Annotated in this window: 10 protein-coding genes and 1 pseudogene; 7 read left to right on the top strand and 4 right to left on the bottom strand. The window is 44.7% G+C overall.

Annotation, left to right across the window (positions count from 1 at the left end):
• Positions 1–23: 23 nt before the first annotated feature.
• Complete coding sequence (locus NXV01_RS09590) at positions 24–2,105, top strand: RagB/SusD family nutrient uptake outer membrane protein (protein ID WP_259022269.1); 2,082 nt, start codon at positions 24–26, stop codon at positions 2,103–2,105.
• 102 nt (positions 2,106–2,207) lie between these two features.
• Here NXV01_RS09590 and NXV01_RS09585 read toward each other — a convergent pair whose 3' ends face one another.
• The 4 genes and pseudogenes from NXV01_RS09585 to NXV01_RS26020 all read right to left on the bottom strand — a co-directional run.
• Positions 2,208–2,894, bottom strand: a complete 687-nt coding sequence (locus tag NXV01_RS09585; protein WP_009000444.1) for an SGNH/GDSL hydrolase family protein — start codon at positions 2,892–2,894, stop codon at positions 2,208–2,210.
• An 88-nt stretch (positions 2,895–2,982) separates the two neighbouring features.
• Entirely contained in the window at positions 2,983–4,365 is a 1,383-nt protein-coding gene (locus tag NXV01_RS09580; protein WP_259022268.1) for a glycoside hydrolase family 28 protein, read from the bottom strand.
• Positions 4,366–4,424: 59 nt separating this feature from the next.
• Positions 4,425–6,758 (bottom strand): beta-galactosidase, encoded by a 2,334-nt coding sequence (locus NXV01_RS09575; RefSeq protein WP_409012950.1) that lies wholly within the window; start codon positions 6,756–6,758, stop codon positions 4,425–4,427.
• 342 nt (positions 6,759–7,100) lie between these two features.
• A pseudogene (locus NXV01_RS26020) lies at positions 7,101–7,328 on the bottom strand (glycosyl hydrolase); the annotation flags it as partial.
• A gap of 287 nt (positions 7,329–7,615) precedes the next feature.
• Here NXV01_RS26020 and NXV01_RS09570 point away from each other — a divergent pair.
• The 6 genes from NXV01_RS09570 to NXV01_RS09545 all read left to right on the top strand — a co-directional run bounded on the left by NXV01_RS09570 (position 7,616) and on the right by NXV01_RS09545 (position 18,162).
• Positions 7,616–10,492 carry a sugar-binding domain-containing protein gene (locus tag NXV01_RS09570; RefSeq protein WP_259023443.1) on the top strand — a complete coding sequence of 959 codons (2,877 nt, stop codon included), beginning with the start codon at positions 7,616–7,618 and terminating at the stop codon, positions 10,490–10,492.
• Between the two features lie 129 nt (positions 10,493–10,621).
• Positions 10,622–11,860, top strand: a complete 1,239-nt coding sequence (locus NXV01_RS09565) for a rhamnogalacturonan acetylesterase (RefSeq protein WP_259022266.1) — start codon at positions 10,622–10,624, stop codon at positions 11,858–11,860.
• 48 nt (positions 11,861–11,908) lie between these two features.
• Complete coding sequence (locus NXV01_RS09560) at positions 11,909–13,444, top strand: glycoside hydrolase family 28 protein (RefSeq protein ID WP_259022265.1); 1,536 nt, start codon at positions 11,909–11,911, stop codon at positions 13,442–13,444.
• Positions 13,395–14,000, top strand: a complete 606-nt coding sequence (locus NXV01_RS09555; protein ID WP_259022264.1) for a DUF4450 domain-containing protein — start codon at positions 13,395–13,397, stop codon at positions 13,998–14,000. Before NXV01_RS09560 ends, NXV01_RS09555 begins: the two co-directional genes overlap by 50 nt.
• On the top strand, positions 13,997–15,400 hold the full coding sequence (locus NXV01_RS09550; protein ID WP_259022263.1) for a glycoside hydrolase family 28 protein: 1,404 nt from the start codon (positions 13,997–13,999) through the stop codon (positions 15,398–15,400). The genes NXV01_RS09555 and NXV01_RS09550 overlap by 4 nt, the downstream gene beginning before the upstream one ends.
• Positions 15,397–18,162, top strand: a complete 2,766-nt coding sequence (locus NXV01_RS09545) for a glycosyl hydrolase (RefSeq protein WP_259022262.1) — start codon at positions 15,397–15,399, stop codon at positions 18,160–18,162. The genes NXV01_RS09550 and NXV01_RS09545 overlap by 4 nt, the downstream gene beginning before the upstream one ends.
• The last annotated feature ends 319 nt before the right edge of the window (positions 18,163–18,481 follow it).

Below are 18,481 nucleotides of genomic sequence, written 5' to 3'. Positions count from 1 at the left end.
AAACAAATTAAAGTAAAGACATTATGAAATTAAATAGAATATTATTTGCAGCTCTAATAGCCGGCGCAACAGGAAGTTCGATCACTTCGTGCAGTGAATCTTTCCTTGATGAGAATTTAACAACTCAATATAGTACTGACCGCTTTAAGACACAGGAAGGACTTGATGAATTAGTGACTGGAGCCTACCAGAAACTAAAATTCAAATTCAACTATATATGGGGTATTCAGTGTTACAACATGGGAGTGGATGAATTTACCGATGCTAACAATGTTATCCCTGCATGGAACCACTATAGCCAAGATTTAAATTCATCTGAGAAAGATGCCAACCAACCTGTCTGGGACAATTACTACGGACTGGTTGAACCCGCAAACATATTAATCCAGAATATACCTCAATATTATAACCAAAGTTCACCCTCATATAACACACGTCTGGGAGAAGCGTATTTTCTAAGGGCTTATGCTTATTTCGAATTAGTGAAGCAATTTGGTGGCGTACCGTTAAAATTAGTTCCGTCCACAAGTGCGGAAACATATTTCACACGAAATTCTGCTGAAGAAATATACACCCAGATTATATCAGATTTTGGAGAAGCCTACAGACTACTTCCAGATAAAGGTGAATCGATTGGACGAATCAATAAATACGCTGCCGCCCATTTCCTCGCAAAAGCGCATTTATTCCGGGCATCCGAATTGTACAGTGACTGGAACAGTAATTATGTAGCATCCGACCTTGATGCTGTGATTCAATATGGTTCGGAAGTGGTAGATGCACATCCGTTGTGCAATGACTATGTAGAACTTTGGGACTATGAGCAGCCGAACGGAGCCAATGAAAAAGTAAGTGAAGTGGTTCTGGCAGCTCAATTCTCTAACGACGAATCAACATGGGGACGTTATGGAAATCAGATGCATCTTTATTATCCGGCCGTATATCAAGGTAATGATATAGGTGGATGTAAACGCGACATCTCCGGAGGACGTGAATTCTCATATGTGAGTGCCACAGAATATACTATGCAGGTGTTTGACCGTGTCAATGACTCTCGTTTCTGGAAATCATTCATTACCTGTTATGGAGCCAACGAGACCAAAAGTGCTCCCACCTGGACAGCAGAAGATATGCCATATGCCCCGGCAGGTGTAAAAGAAGGCGACAAACGTTTTAGTGGAGGTGAACTCGGTATGAAATACATCGTTAATGACCCGGGAGACAACCGATATGAGAAATATTCCAACGCTCCGGCATATACTGTTCTGAAAGATGGAAAAATGTGCAATACATATACATATGTACGCTATTTCAAAGGACAGGAACACAGCTGGAATATAAATGAGAAAACGGGCAATTATTACGATATCATACCTCACAAGCGTTCAGTAGCTTTATCTAAATTCCGGGATGGTTACCGTGTTTCCATTGCATCTCAATTCGGTACTCGCGATGCCATCATCGCCCGTTCGGCAGATGATGTATTAATGGTTGCCGAAGCGTATATTCGTAAAGGGGAAGCCAATTACGACAAAGCTATCGAATGGATAAATAAACTGCGTGAACGTGCCGGTTACGAAACAGGTGAAGACCGTAGTAAGAATGTAGATGGCGGACAAGCTTATAAGAATAATCCTTATTGTTCCGGAAAAGGTGGCGGGCATTCTTCCGAAGGTGCTATTTACTGGGAAGAAAACACTTATTATGAGTCAAACAATATCGGACAGGAGACTACTGCTTCTACTAAAACAACAATGAAATTAAATAGTGTGGCAGATGTTTATAACTCTACAGTCGACACCCCTATCTACAACGAACTGGGCTGTACATCCAATGCAGACAAAATGATGTGCTTCCTATTAAATGAACGTACCCGTGAGCTTTGTGGCGAATTGCAACGCTGGGAGGATCTGGCGCGTACCAAAACATTAGACGCACGTTGGCATAAATTCAACGATGGTGTCAGCAGAGGTCTTGGTGAATTCAAACCGGAGAAACATTACTATCGTCCGATTCCTCAAGCCTTCCTGGATGGTATCACCAATTCAAATGGTTCTGCACTAAGTAATGAAGAAAAGAAAGCAATGCAGAATCCGGGATATTAAGATAAACAACTAAACTTATTGCCACTTGACACTCTTTGAAATAGTATTCCTAATCAAAGAGTAGCAAGTGGCAATATCATTATCTTAATTCCCGATGTATTTTCACTTCGTCTTCTTCATAAACATCTTAATCTGATCGCTAATCTGCTCCATCCCCTTTATCGAAGGATGACCGCTCTTTTTATCAATATCATGCAGTTCAATACAATCAATATTATAGTGATGACAGATAGCTCTGACCGACTCATTAAACTCTTCCTTTAAACCTGAATTCAGCAGAAAATAGATCTCAACATTAGGATAACGATCAATCATGTGGTCGAGCAGATATGCCATGGCCGGACGGAATGTATATAAATCTTCCTTGGTCCATCCTTCATACTTGTAATCCCCAAGCGGTGAACCGGCCCAACAATCATTCGTTGCACCGAAAATAAAGATGATATCCGGACATCCCAACTTATCCATACGGGTAATAAAAGAACGATCCGAATAATCAGCCTGATTATAACCGGTATTACAAATTGTTGCACCGGAAAAAGAGTTGTTGACACAAAGACGGTAGTTATTCTCTTTGATGAATTTATGCCACCAGGTCTGCTTTACGGAAGTTACATCCGTTTGCTGCCGCGGAGAAACATAATACCAAATGCTATTGGTATCGGGTTGCAGGTATCCTTCAAATGTTGAATACGAATCGCCTAAAATAGATATAGATTTCAGGCTTTGAGCAAAGCTGATACTGCTATATAGAGTGATTAGCAGTAATAAATAAAAGGATTTCTTCATCTTAGCATAAAGTTTTCAATTTTGCTGCTAAGATACTACATTATACTAAAATTATAGCATGAAATTTTCCGCTACTTTCAGGAAAGGGTTATTTCCCTTTCCTATCATAAGTCACATTCTTTTCCACTACATTCTCTACATTATTCACTTTCTTCACGAACTCTTTCACCTCACCCACTTTCACATTCTCAATCGTTACATTCTTAACCGGTAATTTGGCATTCCCCTTCAATTCATAGATGGCATCTGCCGACTCACAAGTCACCTTATCCATATAAATGCCATCAATACGGGTAATCCGTTCCTCATAAGTAGGTACCAGATCTTTCCATTGATACAATACTTCCGTATCTATTTCAAGCACCCGTTGAGCGATGCCTGCCTGTACATTTTTCATGTAAACGTTTTCTATAAATCCACCCCGGCGATGATTGGTCTTCACGAAGAAAAGACGCATTACCGAATTAGGAGCCGTGCAATCGTGCATATAGATATTCCGTATGCCTCCGGATATTTCACTTCCGATGCCAAGCAAAGTATGCCCTTTAAGAATTTGACAACGACGGATAACAATATTTTCACAAGGAGTATTCAATCTCCAGGCATCCTGATTGCGTCCGGCCTTGATAACTACCGCATCATCCCCCTGATCGAAAGAACAATCCTCCACCAGAAAGTTGCGACTCATTTCAAAGTCGATACCATCGTTATTATGTCCATGAGCTTTCACATCCAGATTGCGTACCACTCCCCCGTCACACATATAAAGGTGAATGGTCCAGAACGGACTTTCCCGTATCTTAAATCCATCCAACAGCACATTCTTGCAACGATTGAAATGAATCAGATGCGGACGAAGATGATTCTCCCCTATTGCCATCTGACGTTCGATTACAGGAACATTAGTCGAAGCTTTTGTATACAACTCCTTCAACGCTTCCAAATGAGGCTGGGGACGTTTGAACCAAACTCTCCAGACATCCATTTTCGGCTGGAGAGTTCCTTTACCCGTAATCGCCACATTCTCACATTCAAAAGCATAAAGTAAAGGAGAATAGTTATAACATTCCAAGCCTTCCCAGGAAGTCATCACTGCCGGAAGATAATCAGAAGGATTATCCGTGAAATTCAAAACTGCATTCTCTTCCAAACAGAGGTTTACATTACTCTTGAAATGAATAGGCCCGGTCAGCCATGTACCAGCCGGAACAACCACACGTCCACCTCCCGCTTGATTACATGCCTCAATAGCGGCAGCAATGGCTTTGGTATTATCCGTCTCACCTCCCGGTTGTGCACCGTAATCCGTTATCGGGAAATCTTTATCGGGATAAATAAAGATTTTAATAGGCTGCATGGGAAAAGGCGCTTTCACCTTTACCGTCTTATAATTATCACCGGCAAAAGCCAAAGAAGCTGTCAACAGACAAAAGCAGATACCTGCCATATATTTCAATAAGTTCGTCTTCATCGTATGATTCTATTTTTAATTCATTCAAATCCTGCAAAGATAAAAATATCTATTTATTGTTACATTGAAAAGACCAATACACCTGCCGTAGGAATTTCCGTAGTTCCTACCAGCGCCTTACCCCCTTTCGGCAAGTTAAATGTATAAGGACGATCCGAATAGTTCAATACAATTCCCAATCCATTACGATATTCCATTGTCACACCAGATGGCAGGTCCATCACCGGGATATTCAGTTGTACATATAGTTTCTTCAATATATCTTTTTCCAATGCTCCATCATGACTGTCCACTCCAACATAAGTGATTGTTCCCTTTCCTAATTTACGGAAAGTAACAGCCGGACTTCCTTCATAGAATTCGTTTTTATAAGTAGCCCAGACCTGTGCGTCAGTGGGAGGATTCAGAATTTCTCCCCATGTATTCCAAGCATACTCCTTTCCATCCATCATTACAGTACCGGGATCCTCAGGAAGAAGTAAATCGTAAAAGTTCATTTCGTTTCCTGTCAAAGGAGTAATCATGGAGCCAAAAGGAGCTTCAGGAAGACGGCCATAACGATCCTTCTGTCCCGTACGGCAGGTTAAAATTAGATTTCCGCCATTCTTCACGTATGCAATCCATTTATCCACCAGTTCTTTATCAGCCAATTGATAAGCCGGTATTACGACCACCGGATAATCGGATAAATTATTTCTCTCTGATATAAAATCGACAGGAGCTCCGAATGATTTTAGGGTACGGTAGTACTTTTCGATGTGTGCAAAAGTGTCCCATGTACGATTCTGCTTCTGCCGCTCGATACTCCAGGAGTTTTCATGATTGAAAAGAATTGCAGTACGACGGGCAAGGTAATCGGCAGGTTTGGTTTCACGGGAAGAGCAATGTTTACGAAGTTCACGAATCTCCTTTATAAATGTCTCATATTCTCTTCCGCCGGGAGTAACAGTCACTCCGTCCGTGCCGACAATTCCGTAATGATATTGTTCCGTGCCGTAAAGAGGCTGGCGATAACGATAGGTGCAGATAAAATCACTTCCACCGGCAAACACACTCCACATCCACAGACGAACTGCGCCCGGAAGAGGTTGGGGATTGATACTGCCCCAGTTCACCTGTCCCGGCTGTAATTCCATCACACCATAAGTACCCTGTATCGGACGGAAAAAATCATTTGCCCAAGCTATCCGCAACGGATTACCTACCCGGTAGCCTCGACGACCAATCCCCTCATTATCACCATATACCATATAGCGGGTATAACTCTGGAAATCAAGTGCGGGGCTACCACCGATGTGACCTTCGTCATAATTCGGTATATAATTCGTAGTCACCCATTGGTTCTTTGCATATTTCTTAATCAACAGACATTGTTCGTTCAGGAAATCATTGGTTTGTGATGCAGCAAAACGGCGGTAATCCAAAATTTGATGATGATTCATAAACATCTGTACGCGCTTGGGAAGCGTTATTTCATCAAAAGACGAATAAGCCTCACTCCAGAAAGCAGTGCCCCATGCATCATTTAAAAGTTGGATATCATTATTGTATTTGGCACGGAGAAAATCACGGAAAGCAAGCTCCGCTTTCGGATTATAATCAAACTGTACAGCAGGTTCGTTGTCGAGTTGCCATCCGATAATACGGGAGTCATTTCCATAATGTTGCGCCAGTTTTTCAATCATCTTGTATGATAATTCCCTGTAAAGAGGCGAAGCAAATGAAGCATGCTGGCGAGCACCGTGGTCAAGTATCGTTCCATCCTCATTCTTCAATAGAATTTCGGGATATTTCCGGCTCATCCATACAGGAGGAGTGGCAGTAGAAGTACACATGATCACTTTCAAATCATATTTGGCAGCTAAAGCCACGGCTTTATCGAGCCAAGCAAAATCATAGCGTCCCTCTTCCGGTTCCAGTTGCGCCCAGGCAAACTCGGCAAAATGGGTAAATTCAAATCCCAGTTCATGCATCTTCTTGAAATCACGTTCCCACTGGCTTTCATCCCAATGTTCGGGATAATAATAGACTCCTGTCAGTGTCAGGTCTTTGTCGTTAAACCAAGACTTCTTTTTTAGTGCCTCCACAACAGAAGCATCCACCGCAAACGCCGTTCCATGACGGATGCCTCTCGGGAAAGAGACCTGATCGGACACATCTTCCCATGTTTCACCATGATCCAAAGAACGAACAGCTCCATAACGATGGTCACGGTATTTATCAAAATAGACATAAAGCGTATCACCTACAAAAAGAGGAGCCGGACCTTCCGCCCAATATTTTCCTGTAATAGATGCTGATACTTGGGTCGGGAATCCTTTTTCTATCTTCTTTGTACGTGTCACACGCAAATTCTTTTCCGGTGGATTGGAATTTTCATTCTTGACTACCATTATCAGATCTTCCCGCTTCGGGTCTTTCACAATAGCGGCATCAATCACACTGAAATCAGGATTGAAGAACATCTTCGTCTTCGAGAAAGTACGAAAGTCCTTCGTTGTTACATAATATATACGATGATTCAGTCCTTTCTCACTTTCACTGGTAGCCACTTCTTTGTGACGACCGGGAATCGTAGTTGCCCAAAAGATATAATAGGTTTGTGAAGGTTCATCGTAAAACAGTTCGGGAGCCCAACAGTTATGTGCATCCGGCTCGTGCATCATCACAGGAATTGCTTGTTGCTCACTCCAATGAACCAAATCTCGGGAAGAGGCATATCCGATAATCCGGTCCGTCCAACTAGAAGTCCAGACCATGTGAAAAGTTCCGTCCGGCGACTGGCAAATACTGGGGTCACGCATTAATTTATCTTTACCAACCGCAGGGGTAAGATAAGAACGTCCGCCATGTAAAGGCAGCCAGTTCAATCCATCATAACTATATGCTAAATGCAGTCCGTCTTTACTGTCATTGATAAAATAAGAAAAGAGGTAAGCTGTCTCACCGGCAAAGATTGTCATCACCGACCAAAGACTTAGAGCTATCCAGATTACTACTTTTTTCATGGTTCCTTATTAAGATTAAAAAGTTTACCCTGCAAAGATAAGGCATCTCCGCCCCTCCTCAAAGATAAAGAGCATGGACAATATTTCAAATCCATGTAGTTTTGTACACGAACGCTTTTAGATGTCCATTTTGATACAATATTCTATGTATCTGTACATCTTTCTATTTACTAAACCCTTAAAAAGCTCTACTTTAGCGGCAGATTTAAAAAAGAATGAAAAACATATCAATTCTATATATCATGAAACGACTTTTAGTAAGTATTGCTATCGTATTTATCTCCATACTGACCGTAGCGGGACAAAATCACTCTTTCAGCTTATCCGGCAAATGGAATTTCCGGATAGACCGGGAAGATACCGGCGTCAAGGAACAATGGTTCAAAAAATCCCTCGACGATTCTATCAACCTGCCCGGCTCCATGCCCGAAAAATGGAAAGGAGATGAAGTGACCGTCCGTACCCAATGGACCGGAAGCCTCTACGACAGTTCTTACTACTTCAACCCATATATGGAAAAATACAGGATAGAGGGACAAGTAAAGCTACCCTTCTTTCTGACTCCCGACAAACATTATGTAGGTGTGGCCTGGTATCAAAAGAAAGTGACAATTCCGGCTGACTGGAAAGGAGAAAGAATCACTCTTTTTCTGGAACGTCCGCACATCGAAACTACTGTATGGGTAAATCAGCAGGAGCTTGGTATACAAAACAGTCTTTGTGTTCCCCATGTCTATGACCTGACTGCTGCAACCACCCCCGGAAAAACGTACCTGATTACCATCCGTATCGATAATAGAATCAAAGAAATCAACGTAGGTCCCGATTCTCACAGTATCACCGACCAGACACAAGGTAACTGGAACGGTATCGTCGGACGAATCGAGTTACAAGCTACTCCCAAAGTCCATTTAGAAGATATTCAGGTATATCCCGATTTGAGCAATCAGAAAGCGCTGGTTCGCATGAATATACGGTCTGCTTCTTCCACCAAGGGAGAGATCACCCTTTCCGCCGAGAGCTTTAACACGGACATTCAGCACAAAGTGGCTCCCATACATCAAAGTTTCAACATCCGTCCGGGAGATAATCCGGTGGAAATGGAACTTCCGATGGGAAAAGAGTTTCTGACGTGGGATGAATTCAGTCCGGCACTTTATAAACTGACGGCAAAGCTGGTCAACGGCAAACTGTCTGATACGAAACAGGTACAGTTCGGTATGCGTGATTTCAAGATCGAGGGAAAATGGTTCTATGTGAACGGTCGTAAGACAATGCTTCGCGGTACAGTGGAAAACTGTGATTTCCCGTTGACAGGCTATGCTCCGATGGATGTGGCTTCTTGGGAACGGGTATTCCGCATTTGCCGCAGCTACGGCTTGAATCATATGCGCTTCCACTCTTTCTGTCCGCCGGAGGCAGCTTTCATTGCTGCCGATCTGGTTGGTTTCTATCTGCAACCGGAAGGACCGAGCTGGCCGAACCACGGTCCGAGACTGGGTAACGGACAACCGATTGACAAATACCTGATGGACGAAACCATTGCACTGACCAAGGAATATGGGAATTACGCTTCATACTGTATGCTGGCTTGCGGCAATGAGCCTTCCGGTCGTTGGGTGGCATGGGTCAGCAAGTTCGTGGATTATTGGAAAGCAACCGATCCGCGTCGTGTATACACAGGAGCTTCCGTTGGAAACAGTTGGCAATGGCAACCTCACAATGAGTATCATGTGAAAGCAGGTGCACGCGGATTAAGCTGGGCAGGTGCGCAACCGGAAAGTGAATCGGATTATCGTACAAGAATCGACACGGTGAAACAACCGTATGTATCACACGAAACGGGTCAATGGTGCGTATTCCCGAATTTCAATGAAATCCGTAAATATACGGGAGTTAACAAAGCGAAGAACTTTGAAATCTTCCGGGATATTCTGAACGATAACCACATGGGAAGCCAAAGCTACGATTTCATGATGGCTTCGGGCAAATTGCAGGCACTCTGCTACAAACATGAGATTGAAAAGACCTTGCGTACTCCGGACTATGCGGGATTCCAGTTGCTGGCTCTCAATGATTATTCCGGTCAGGGAACTGCATTAGTCGGTGTACTGGACGTGTTCTTTGAAGAAAAAGGATATATCAACGCAGAACAGTTCAGACGCTTTTGCAGTCCGACCGTACCTTTGGCACGTATTCCTAAATTTGTATATGCCAATAATGAAACATTCCATGCCGACATTGAAGTATCCCATTTCGGAGCTGCTCCCTTGAAAAGTGCAAAAACAGTATATACCATTAAGGATAAATTCGGAAAAGTATATGCTCATGGAACTGTCGGCACCCATCACATTCCCATCGGAAATCTTTATTCTCTGGGTAGTGTAGATATGACTCTGGAAGCAATCGATACACCGCAGAAACTAAATCTGGAAGTACGTATCGAAGGCAGTGATGCCGTAAACGACTGGGATTTCTGGGTATATCCGGCACAAGTGGAACTGGCGCAAGGAACAGTATATACCACCGACACCTTGGACGCCAAAGCATTGGCAGTGTTGCAGGACGGAGGAAATGTGCTGATTACGGCTGCCGGAAAGATACAATACGGCAAGGAAGTCAAACAATATTTTACTCCCGTATTTTGGAATACTTCCTGGTTCAAGATGCGTCCGCCACACACAACAGGTATTTTCCTGAATGAATATCACCCTCTTTTCCGTGAATTTCCTACTGAATATCATAGCAACCTGCAATGGTGGGAACTGCTGAACAAAGCGCAAGTGATGCAATTCACCGACTTCCCGGCAGAATTCCAACCTACGATTCAAAGTATTGATACCTGGTTTATCAGCCGGAAAATTGGAATGTTGTTCGAAGCAAAGGTGTTGAACGGCAAACTGATGATGACCAGTATGGATATTACCTCCCAACCGGAAAAACGGATTGTAGCCCGCCAGATGCACAAAGCAATCCTGGATTATATGAATTCGGATGCTTTCCGTCCGACAGAAAAGATAACTCCGGAACTAATCCAAGCATTATTCACCAAAGTGGCGGGAGATGTGAAATCTTATACCAAAGATTCACCTGACGAGCTCAAACCAAAAATTAACTAAATGGGAAATTATCAGGCACGGATTACACGGATTACGCTGTTACTCTATAGAAAGCATAATTCTAAAAACCATGAAATCCGTGTAATCCGTGCCTAAACTCCATAAACAATATACTTTTATATTATTTACATGAAAACAACTATTATAGGTTTGCTAGTCCTGGCAACGGCAAGTATCAACGCACAGGAGAAAGCCCAAACATACCAGTTGGCAGACGCTCCCCGTTACAGTGAGGAGACAGGATACGGATATGATCTCGTCGCTACTCCCGCAAAAGGCAGTAAGACACCCTTCTTCTTTTCTGTCCGTGTGCCGGATGGTAACTACCAAGTAACCGTTCGCCTGGGAAGCAAGAAACAGGCAGGGGTGACCACTGTAAGAGGCGAGTCACGCCGACTGTTCATTGATAACCTCGCGACCAAAAAGGGACAATTCGTAGATGAAACATTTATCATCAACAAACGCAATCCCCGCATTTCCGAGAAAGAATCCGTACGTATCAAACCCCGCGAAAAGACTAAACTGAACTGGGACGATAAACTGACGCTGGAATTTAACGGCGATGCACCCGTATGCCAGAGTATCAGTATCAAGCCTGCTGATCCGTCGGTGATTACCGTTTTTCTATGCGGCAACAGTACCGTAGTCGACCAAGACAACGAGCCATGGGCGAGCTGGGGACAAATGATACCTCATTTCTTCGGCACAGACGTTTGTATCGCCAATTATGCGGAATCGGGCGAATCAGCCAATACTTTTATTGCCGCAGGACGTTTGAAAAAAGCATTGAGCCAGATAAAGAAAGGAGATTATCTTTTCATGGAATTCGGACATAACGACCAAAAGCAGAAAGGGCCGGGCAAAGGAGCCTATTACTCTTTTATGACCAGCCTGAAAACATTTATTGATGAAGCCCGTGCACGGGGAGCATACCCCGTACTGGTCACTCCCACCCAACGCCGGAGTTTCGATGCCACCGGACATATCCGTGACACACACGAAGATTATCCGGAAGCCATGCGCTGGCTGGCAGCAAAGGAAAATATTCCGTTGATCGACCTCAACGAAATGACCCGTACGCTTTATGAAGCCTTGGGGCCGGAAACGTCCAAACGCGCTTTCGTGCATTATCCGGCAGGCACTTATCCGGGACAGACCAAGGATTTTGCCGATAACACCCACTTTAATCCTTACGGGGCCTATCAAATAGCCCAATGTGTGATTGAAGGAATGAAGAAAGCCATACCGGAACTGGCTAAACACCTGAAAATAGACCCATCCTATAACCCGGCACAACCGGACGATGTGAATGTTTTCCATTGGAACGAATCACCATTCACGGAAATAGAGAAACCGGACGGAAATTAGGAGATAAGTATTAGGTATTAAGTATCAAGTATCAGGCATTAGATAAATATGAAAACCAAAGGCATCTTTCCCCTGCTCCTACTAGCAGGCACACTTTTGACAGCAGCTTGCGCCACCCCAACGGCCAAACAGGCAGGAAACAACAGCTTCGAATGGGGGCAGGTTCCGCAGCAACCGGATTTGTCGTGGGCCGACAGTGTAGGCAGCCGGCAAATGCCCGGAAACAATGTAATTTTATCCGCTAATTCTTTTGGCGCGGTAGCAGACAGCACGGTGCTTAGCACGGAAGCTATCCAGAAAGCAATTGACAGTTGTGCCGTCAGCGGTGGAGGAACGGTAGTTCTCCAACCGGGATATTACCAGACAGGAGCACTGTTCGTAAAAAGCGGTGTCAACCTGCAACTAGACAAAGGGGTGACTTTATTGGCCAGCCCATCCATTCATCATTATCCCGAATTCCGTTCACGGATTGCAGGAATCGAGATGACATGGCCCGCGGCAGTTATCAACATTGTCAATGAAAAGAACGTTTCTGTCACCGGAGAAGGAACGCTGGACTGCCGGGGAAAAGTATTTTGGGATAAATATTGGGAAATGCGGAAAGAATACGAAGCAAAAGGATTGCGCTGGATTGTGGATTACGACTGCAAACGGGTACGGGGCATCCTCATAGAACGTAGCTCGGACATTACATTGAAAGGATTTACCCTGATGCGTACCGGTTTTTGGGGATGTCAGATTCTTTACTCCGATTATTGCACGATAGACGGACTGACAATCAACAACAATATAGGCGGACACGGTCCGAGCACGGACGGTATCGACATTGATTCTTCCTGCAATATCTTGGTCGAAAACTGCGATGTAGACTGTAACGATGATAATATCTGCATCAAATCGGGACGGGATGCAGACGGACTGCGGGTGAACCTTCCTACGGAAAATGTGGTCATACGCAATTGCATCGCCCGCAAAGGTGCCGGACTTATCACCTGCGGAAGCGAAACTTCCGGTAGCATACGGAATGTATTGGGATATAATCTGGAAGCAATCGGCACCTCGGCCGTACTGCGGTTGAAAAGCGCCATGAACCGCGGAGGGACAATCGAAAACATTTATATGACTGAAGTAAAAGCGGAAAACGTCCGTCACGTACTGGCAGCAGACTTGAACTGGAACCCCAGTTACAGTTACAGCACTTTACCCAAAGAGTATGAAGGGAAAGAAATCCCGGAGCACTGGAGAGTCATGCTGACCCCGGTAACGCCTCCCGAAAAAGGTTACCCGCGTTTCCGCAATGTCTACGTATCAAAGGTAAAAGCGGAAAATGTGGACGAATTTATCTCCGCTTCGGGATGGAATGACTCGTTACGTCTGGAAAATTTCTATCTTTATGCCATCGAAGCGCAGACCGACAAACCGGGCAAAATCTGCTATACGAAGAATTTCAACTTATCTGAAATCACGTTAAAGACAGAAGAAAAGAATGTCATTGAACTAAAAGAGAATGAACAAAGTAATATCAACTTCAACTATGTTAAGACATCTCCTGACCATCGCACTGCTGGGAATCTTGCTCATTGATGCGCAAGCACAAGCACTGACGCCACCTGCCGGCACTTTCCGGTTGGGTGTATCGAAGAAAGGAAACGAAAGCCACTGGCTAAAACCTGAAGAAAAGATACAGGGAGTGTCCTTCCAATGGAAAGCATTGCCCGATAGTCGTGGATTTATCCTGAAAGTAGAAGTCGCCTCTGCTCCGGAAGCCGATGCCCTATTTTGGAGTTTCGGCGATTGCCAACCGGATTCGGACATCAATGTATTCAGCGTGGAGGGACAAGCCTTCACTTGCTACTATGGAGAAAGCATGAAGTTGAAAACGCTGCAGGCTGTCACCCCTACTGTTGATATCCGCTTGAGCGACGGACATAAGGATGCAACTCCCCTGATGCTTTACGAATCAGGCAAACAAACCGACCGCCCTGTACTGGCCGGACGCTGCAGTCTCTCCCCGGCTTCTTCCCAAAATGAAAGAAACAAGCCTTTCCGGCTTTATTTCTGTTTCTACGAACAGAATGAAAAAGCGGATTACAACTACTATATGTTACCGGATATTTTTGCCAAAATCGACAAAAAATGAAAAGAATCTATTTATTATTCAGTCTGTTAATAGGTTGCATTTATCTACATGCAGCCATTTATAATGTAATGGACTTCGGAGCCAAAGCGGATGGGAAAACAATTGATTCGCCTGCCATCAATCGTGCGATTGAAGCGACCGCACAGGCCGGAGGAGGCACAGTATATCTACCTGCGGGAGAATATGCATGCTATTCCATCCGGTTAAAAAGTAACATTCATATCTATCTGGAACAGGGCACCCGCATCATTGCCGCCTTTCCCGGAAAAGAGGAAGGATATGATACCGCTGAACCGAATGAACATAACAAGTATCAGGATTTCGGTCACAGCCATTGGAAAAACTCTTTAATTTGGGGAATCGGACTGGAGAATATTACGATCAGTGGTCCCGGCTTAATCTACGGTAAAGGCTTGACCCGTGAAGAGAGCCGCCTGCCGGGTGTAGGCAATAAGGCTATCAGCCTGAAAGATTGCAGAAATGTGACCCTGAAAGATTTATCCATGCTGCATTGCGGGCATTTCGCCCTGTTGGCTACCGGAGTGGATCATCTGACGATTCTGAATCTGAAAGTAGACACCAACCGGGACGGCTTCGACATTGATTGCTGCCGGAACGTACGTATCAGCCAATGCACGGTGAACTCCCCCTGGGATGATGCCATTGTCTTGAAAGCCTCTTATGGATTAGGACGCTTCCAAGACACGGAAAATGTGACGATCAGCGATTGTTATGTCAGCGGCTTTGACAAAGGCAGCGTAATGGACGGCACTTGGCAGCTGGACGAACCGCAGGCTCCCGATCATGGTTTCCGTACGGGACGCATCAAATTTGGCACAGAAAGCAGTGGAGGTTTCCGCAATATTGCGATTACGAATTGTATCTTTGAACATTGCCGTGGGCTGGCATTGGAAACGGTAGACGGAGGACATCTGGAAGATATTGTAATCAGTAACATCACAATGAGAAATATAGTCAACGCGCCTATTTTCCTCCGGTTGGGTGCACGTATGCGCAGTCCTGAAGGTACTCCTGTAGGCACCATGAAACGTATTCTTATCAGCGATATCAATGTATGGAATGCCGACAGCCGGTATGCTTCTATCATCAGCGGCGTACCGGGAGCCTGTATCGAGGATGTGACTTTCCGTAATATTCACCTTTATTATAAAGGTGGCTACAGTGAAGAGGATGGCAAACGCGTTCCGCCCGAACAGGAAAAAGTATATCCCGAACCGTGGATGTTCGGCACGATTCCCGCCAAAGGATTTTATATCCGTCATGCACGGAATATAACTTTCGACGGTGTCCGTTTCCACTTTGAACAGCCGGACGGACGACCGCTTTTTGTTACTGATGATGCAGAAAACATAGAATATTATAATACGCCGAACGAATGATGACTAAAAGACAATGGATAGTCCTTTGCCTGCTTGCCGCAGGTGGAGTAATGCAAGCACAGCAATGGCCGGATGCTCCGGTGGAAGCACGTCCCGGTGCCAGATGGTGGTGGTTGGGAAGTGCCGTAGATGAAAAGAACCTGACATACAATCTGCAAGAATATGCACGCACCGGAATGGGGGCGGTAGAAATTACTCCCATCTATGGAGTGCAAGGCAATGATGCGAATGAGATTCAATTCCTCTCTCCCCGCTGGATGGAAGTTCTCAAACATACACAGGCGGAAGGAAAGCGCACCGGTATCGAGATTGACATGAATACCGGAACCGGATGGCCTTTCGGCGGACCGGAAGTCAGTATCGAAGACGCAGCTACGAAGGCTATCTTCCAGACATACCACATAGAGGGGAGGAAAGAGATTGAACAAGATATCAATGTGACCGACCCTAAGCAACAGGCTTATTCCGTACTAAGCCGAGTGATGGCTTACGATGAGAAAGGTAAATGTATCAACCTGACCGCCCACGTAAAAAAAGACAAGCTACAATGGAAAGCCCCTGCGGGCAAATGGAAAATCGTAGCTCTTTATATTGGTAAGACACGACAGAAAGTGAAACGTGCCGCTCCCGGAGGTGAGGGATATGTGATGAACCACCTCTCAAAGAAAGCTGTAAAGAACTATCTTTCCCGTTTTGACCGTGCTTTCAAAAGCAGCAAGACGAGCTATCCCCATACATTCTTCAACGACTCTTACGAAGTGTATCAGGCAGATTGGACAGACGATTTCCTGGAACAATTCACTCGTCGACGGGGGTACAAACTGGAAGAACATTTCCCTGAATTTCTGGACGAAAGCCGTCCGGAAGTCAGCAGACGTATCGTATCCGATTACCGGGAAACGATTTCCGATTTATTATTGGAGAACTTTACCTGTCAGTGGACGGACTGGGCACACAAAAACGGTAGCATTACCCGCAATCAGGCACACGGTTCCCCCGCTAACCTGATTGATATTTATGCCGCCGTAGATATTCCCGAATGTGAGGGTTTCGGACTGTCGCAATTCCATATCGAAGGATTGCGTCAGGACTCCTTGACCAAAAAGAATGATTCCGACCTGTCTATGCTGAAATACGCCTCTTCGGCCGCTCACATTGCAGGAAAAACATATACTTCTTCCGAAACATTCACGTGGCTGACGGAACATTTCCGCACTTCTTTGTCGCAGTGCAAACCGGATATGGATCTGATGTTCGTTTCCGGTGTCAATCATATGTTTTTCCACGGCACTCCGTATTCTCCGAAAGAAGCCGAATGGCCCGGATGGTTATTCTACGCTTCTATCAATATGAGTCCGACAAACAGTATTTGGCGTGATGCTCCTTCGTTCTTCAACTATATCACCCGTTGCCAAAGCTTCCTGCAAATGGGACAGCCGGATAATGATTTCCTGATTTATCTTCCGGTATATGATATGTGGAATGAGCAGCCGGGACGATTGTTATTATTCACGATACACCACATGGATAAACTGGCTCCTAAGTTTATCGACGCTATCCATCGCATCAACAACAGCGGGTATGACGGGGATTATATTTCCGATAACTTTATTCGCAGTACACGTTTCAAAGACGGACAGTTGGTTACTTCGGGCGGAACGGGCTACAAAGCATTGGTAGTGCCTGCTGCGCACCTAATGCCGAGTGATGTATTGGCACATCTTTATGAACTTGCCAAACAGGGAGCTACTATCGTATTCCTCGAAAGTTATCCGACAGATGTACCGGGATACGGTCAGTTGGAACAAAAACGCCAAAGTTACCAGCGTACGCTCCGGCAACTTCCGGCTGTTTCTTTCTCGGAAACAACCGTTACTCCAATCGGAAAGGGGAAGATTATCACAGGAACGGATTATGCACGCACATTGGCCAGCTGCAATATCTCTCCCGAAGAAATGAAAACCAAATTCGGACTACAAGCGATCCGGAGAGTGAATGATACGGGACACCACTATTTCATCTCTTCCTTGCAAAATAAAGGAGTGGACGGTTGGATCACATTGGGAACGAATGCAGCCGCAGCCGCTCTCTTCAATCCCATGACCGGAGAATGTGGTGAAGCTAAAGTGAGGCAGTCAGACGGAAAAACACAAGTCTATCTGCAATTAAAATCCGGTGAATCGATTATTCTGCAAACGTATCAACAACCTTTGCAGACATCCAAACCGTGGAAGTATGTAAAAGAACAACCTTTCAGCCTTCGTCTGGATCATGGTTGGAAGTTGCACTTCGCCGAAAGCAAACCGGAAATTCAAGGAACATTTGATATAGATCGCCCCTGTTCATGGACCCATATCGATCATCCGGCAGCCCAAACGAACATGGGAACCGGTGTTTATTCCTTAGACATCGAATTGCCGGCTTTGCAGGCTGACGACTGGATTCTTGATTTGGGAGATGTACGCGAAAGTGCCCGTGTCCGTATCAATGGACAGGAAGCGGGATGCGCATGGGCAGTGCCTTATCAATTAAAGGTAGGTCAGTTCTTAAAACCCGGAAAAAACCACATCGAGATAGAAGTCACGAATCTCCCTGCGAATCGAATTGCAGAATTAGACAGGCAGGGAGTGCAGTGGCGCAAATTCAAAGAAATCAATATTGTTGATTTGAACTATCGTCCGGCCAATTATGGACATTGGAGTCCATTACCCTCCGGCTTGAATAGTGAGGTACGGCTAATTCCGGTAGATCTGATGCAATAGTTGAGGCATTGTCATACCGTGATACCGTAACAGACTATTTACGCATCATTGTACTTAAGACTTTTCAGTGCAGAGATTAAGGGTTTTCAGTGCAGAGATTAGTGGTCTTTTATGCAGTCGGTAAGTCGTCCCGTTACAAGGGGACAATAGGCACATTACAAAGTGACCAATATCACCTTATAAGATGATATTGGTCACTTTGTAATATGATTACCTGTCTTTGGAAAGATGCGAAGCACTAAAGATACAAAATTAAATAGCAAAAAGCAAGAGTGAGACAGGAAATATAGCTTCATCCCCTGAACGGATTGATTTTATT

The organism is Bacteroides sp. BFG-606 (genome assembly GCF_024788145.1).
GTDB classification, from domain to species: domain Bacteria; phylum Bacteroidota; class Bacteroidia; order Bacteroidales; family Bacteroidaceae; genus Bacteroides; species Bacteroides vicugnae.
This window is presented reverse-complemented; position numbering and strand designations above follow the sequence as displayed.

Excerpts from the sequence above, each read along its gene's own strand:
- NXV01_RS09560 (WP_259022265.1), top strand. The coding sequence starts at position 11,909 with ATGAAAACCAAAGGCATCTTTCCCCTGCTCCTACTAGCAGGCACACTT.
- NXV01_RS09575 (WP_409012950.1), bottom strand. The coding sequence starts at position 6,758 with ATGGTAGTCAAGAATGAAAATTCCAATCCACCGGAAAAGAATTTGCGT.
- NXV01_RS09590 (WP_259022269.1), top strand. The coding sequence starts at position 24 with ATGAAATTAAATAGAATATTATTTGCAGCTCTAATAGCCGGCGCAACA.
- NXV01_RS09580 (WP_259022268.1), bottom strand. The coding sequence starts at position 4,365 with ATGAAGACGAACTTATTGAAATATATGGCAGGTATCTGCTTTTGTCTG.
- NXV01_RS09570 (WP_259023443.1), top strand. The coding sequence starts at position 7,616 with ATGAAACGACTTTTAGTAAGTATTGCTATCGTATTTATCTCCATACTG.
- NXV01_RS09565 (WP_259022266.1), top strand. The coding sequence starts at position 10,622 with ATGAAAACAACTATTATAGGTTTGCTAGTCCTGGCAACGGCAAGTATC.
- NXV01_RS09585 (WP_009000444.1), bottom strand. The coding sequence starts at position 2,894 with ATGAAGAAATCCTTTTATTTATTACTGCTAATCACTCTATATAGCAGT.
- NXV01_RS09545 (WP_259022262.1), top strand. The coding sequence starts at position 15,397 with ATGATGACTAAAAGACAATGGATAGTCCTTTGCCTGCTTGCCGCAGGT.
- NXV01_RS09555 (WP_259022264.1), top strand. The coding sequence starts at position 13,395 with ATGTTAAGACATCTCCTGACCATCGCACTGCTGGGAATCTTGCTCATT.
- NXV01_RS09550 (WP_259022263.1), top strand. The coding sequence starts at position 13,997 with ATGAAAAGAATCTATTTATTATTCAGTCTGTTAATAGGTTGCATTTAT.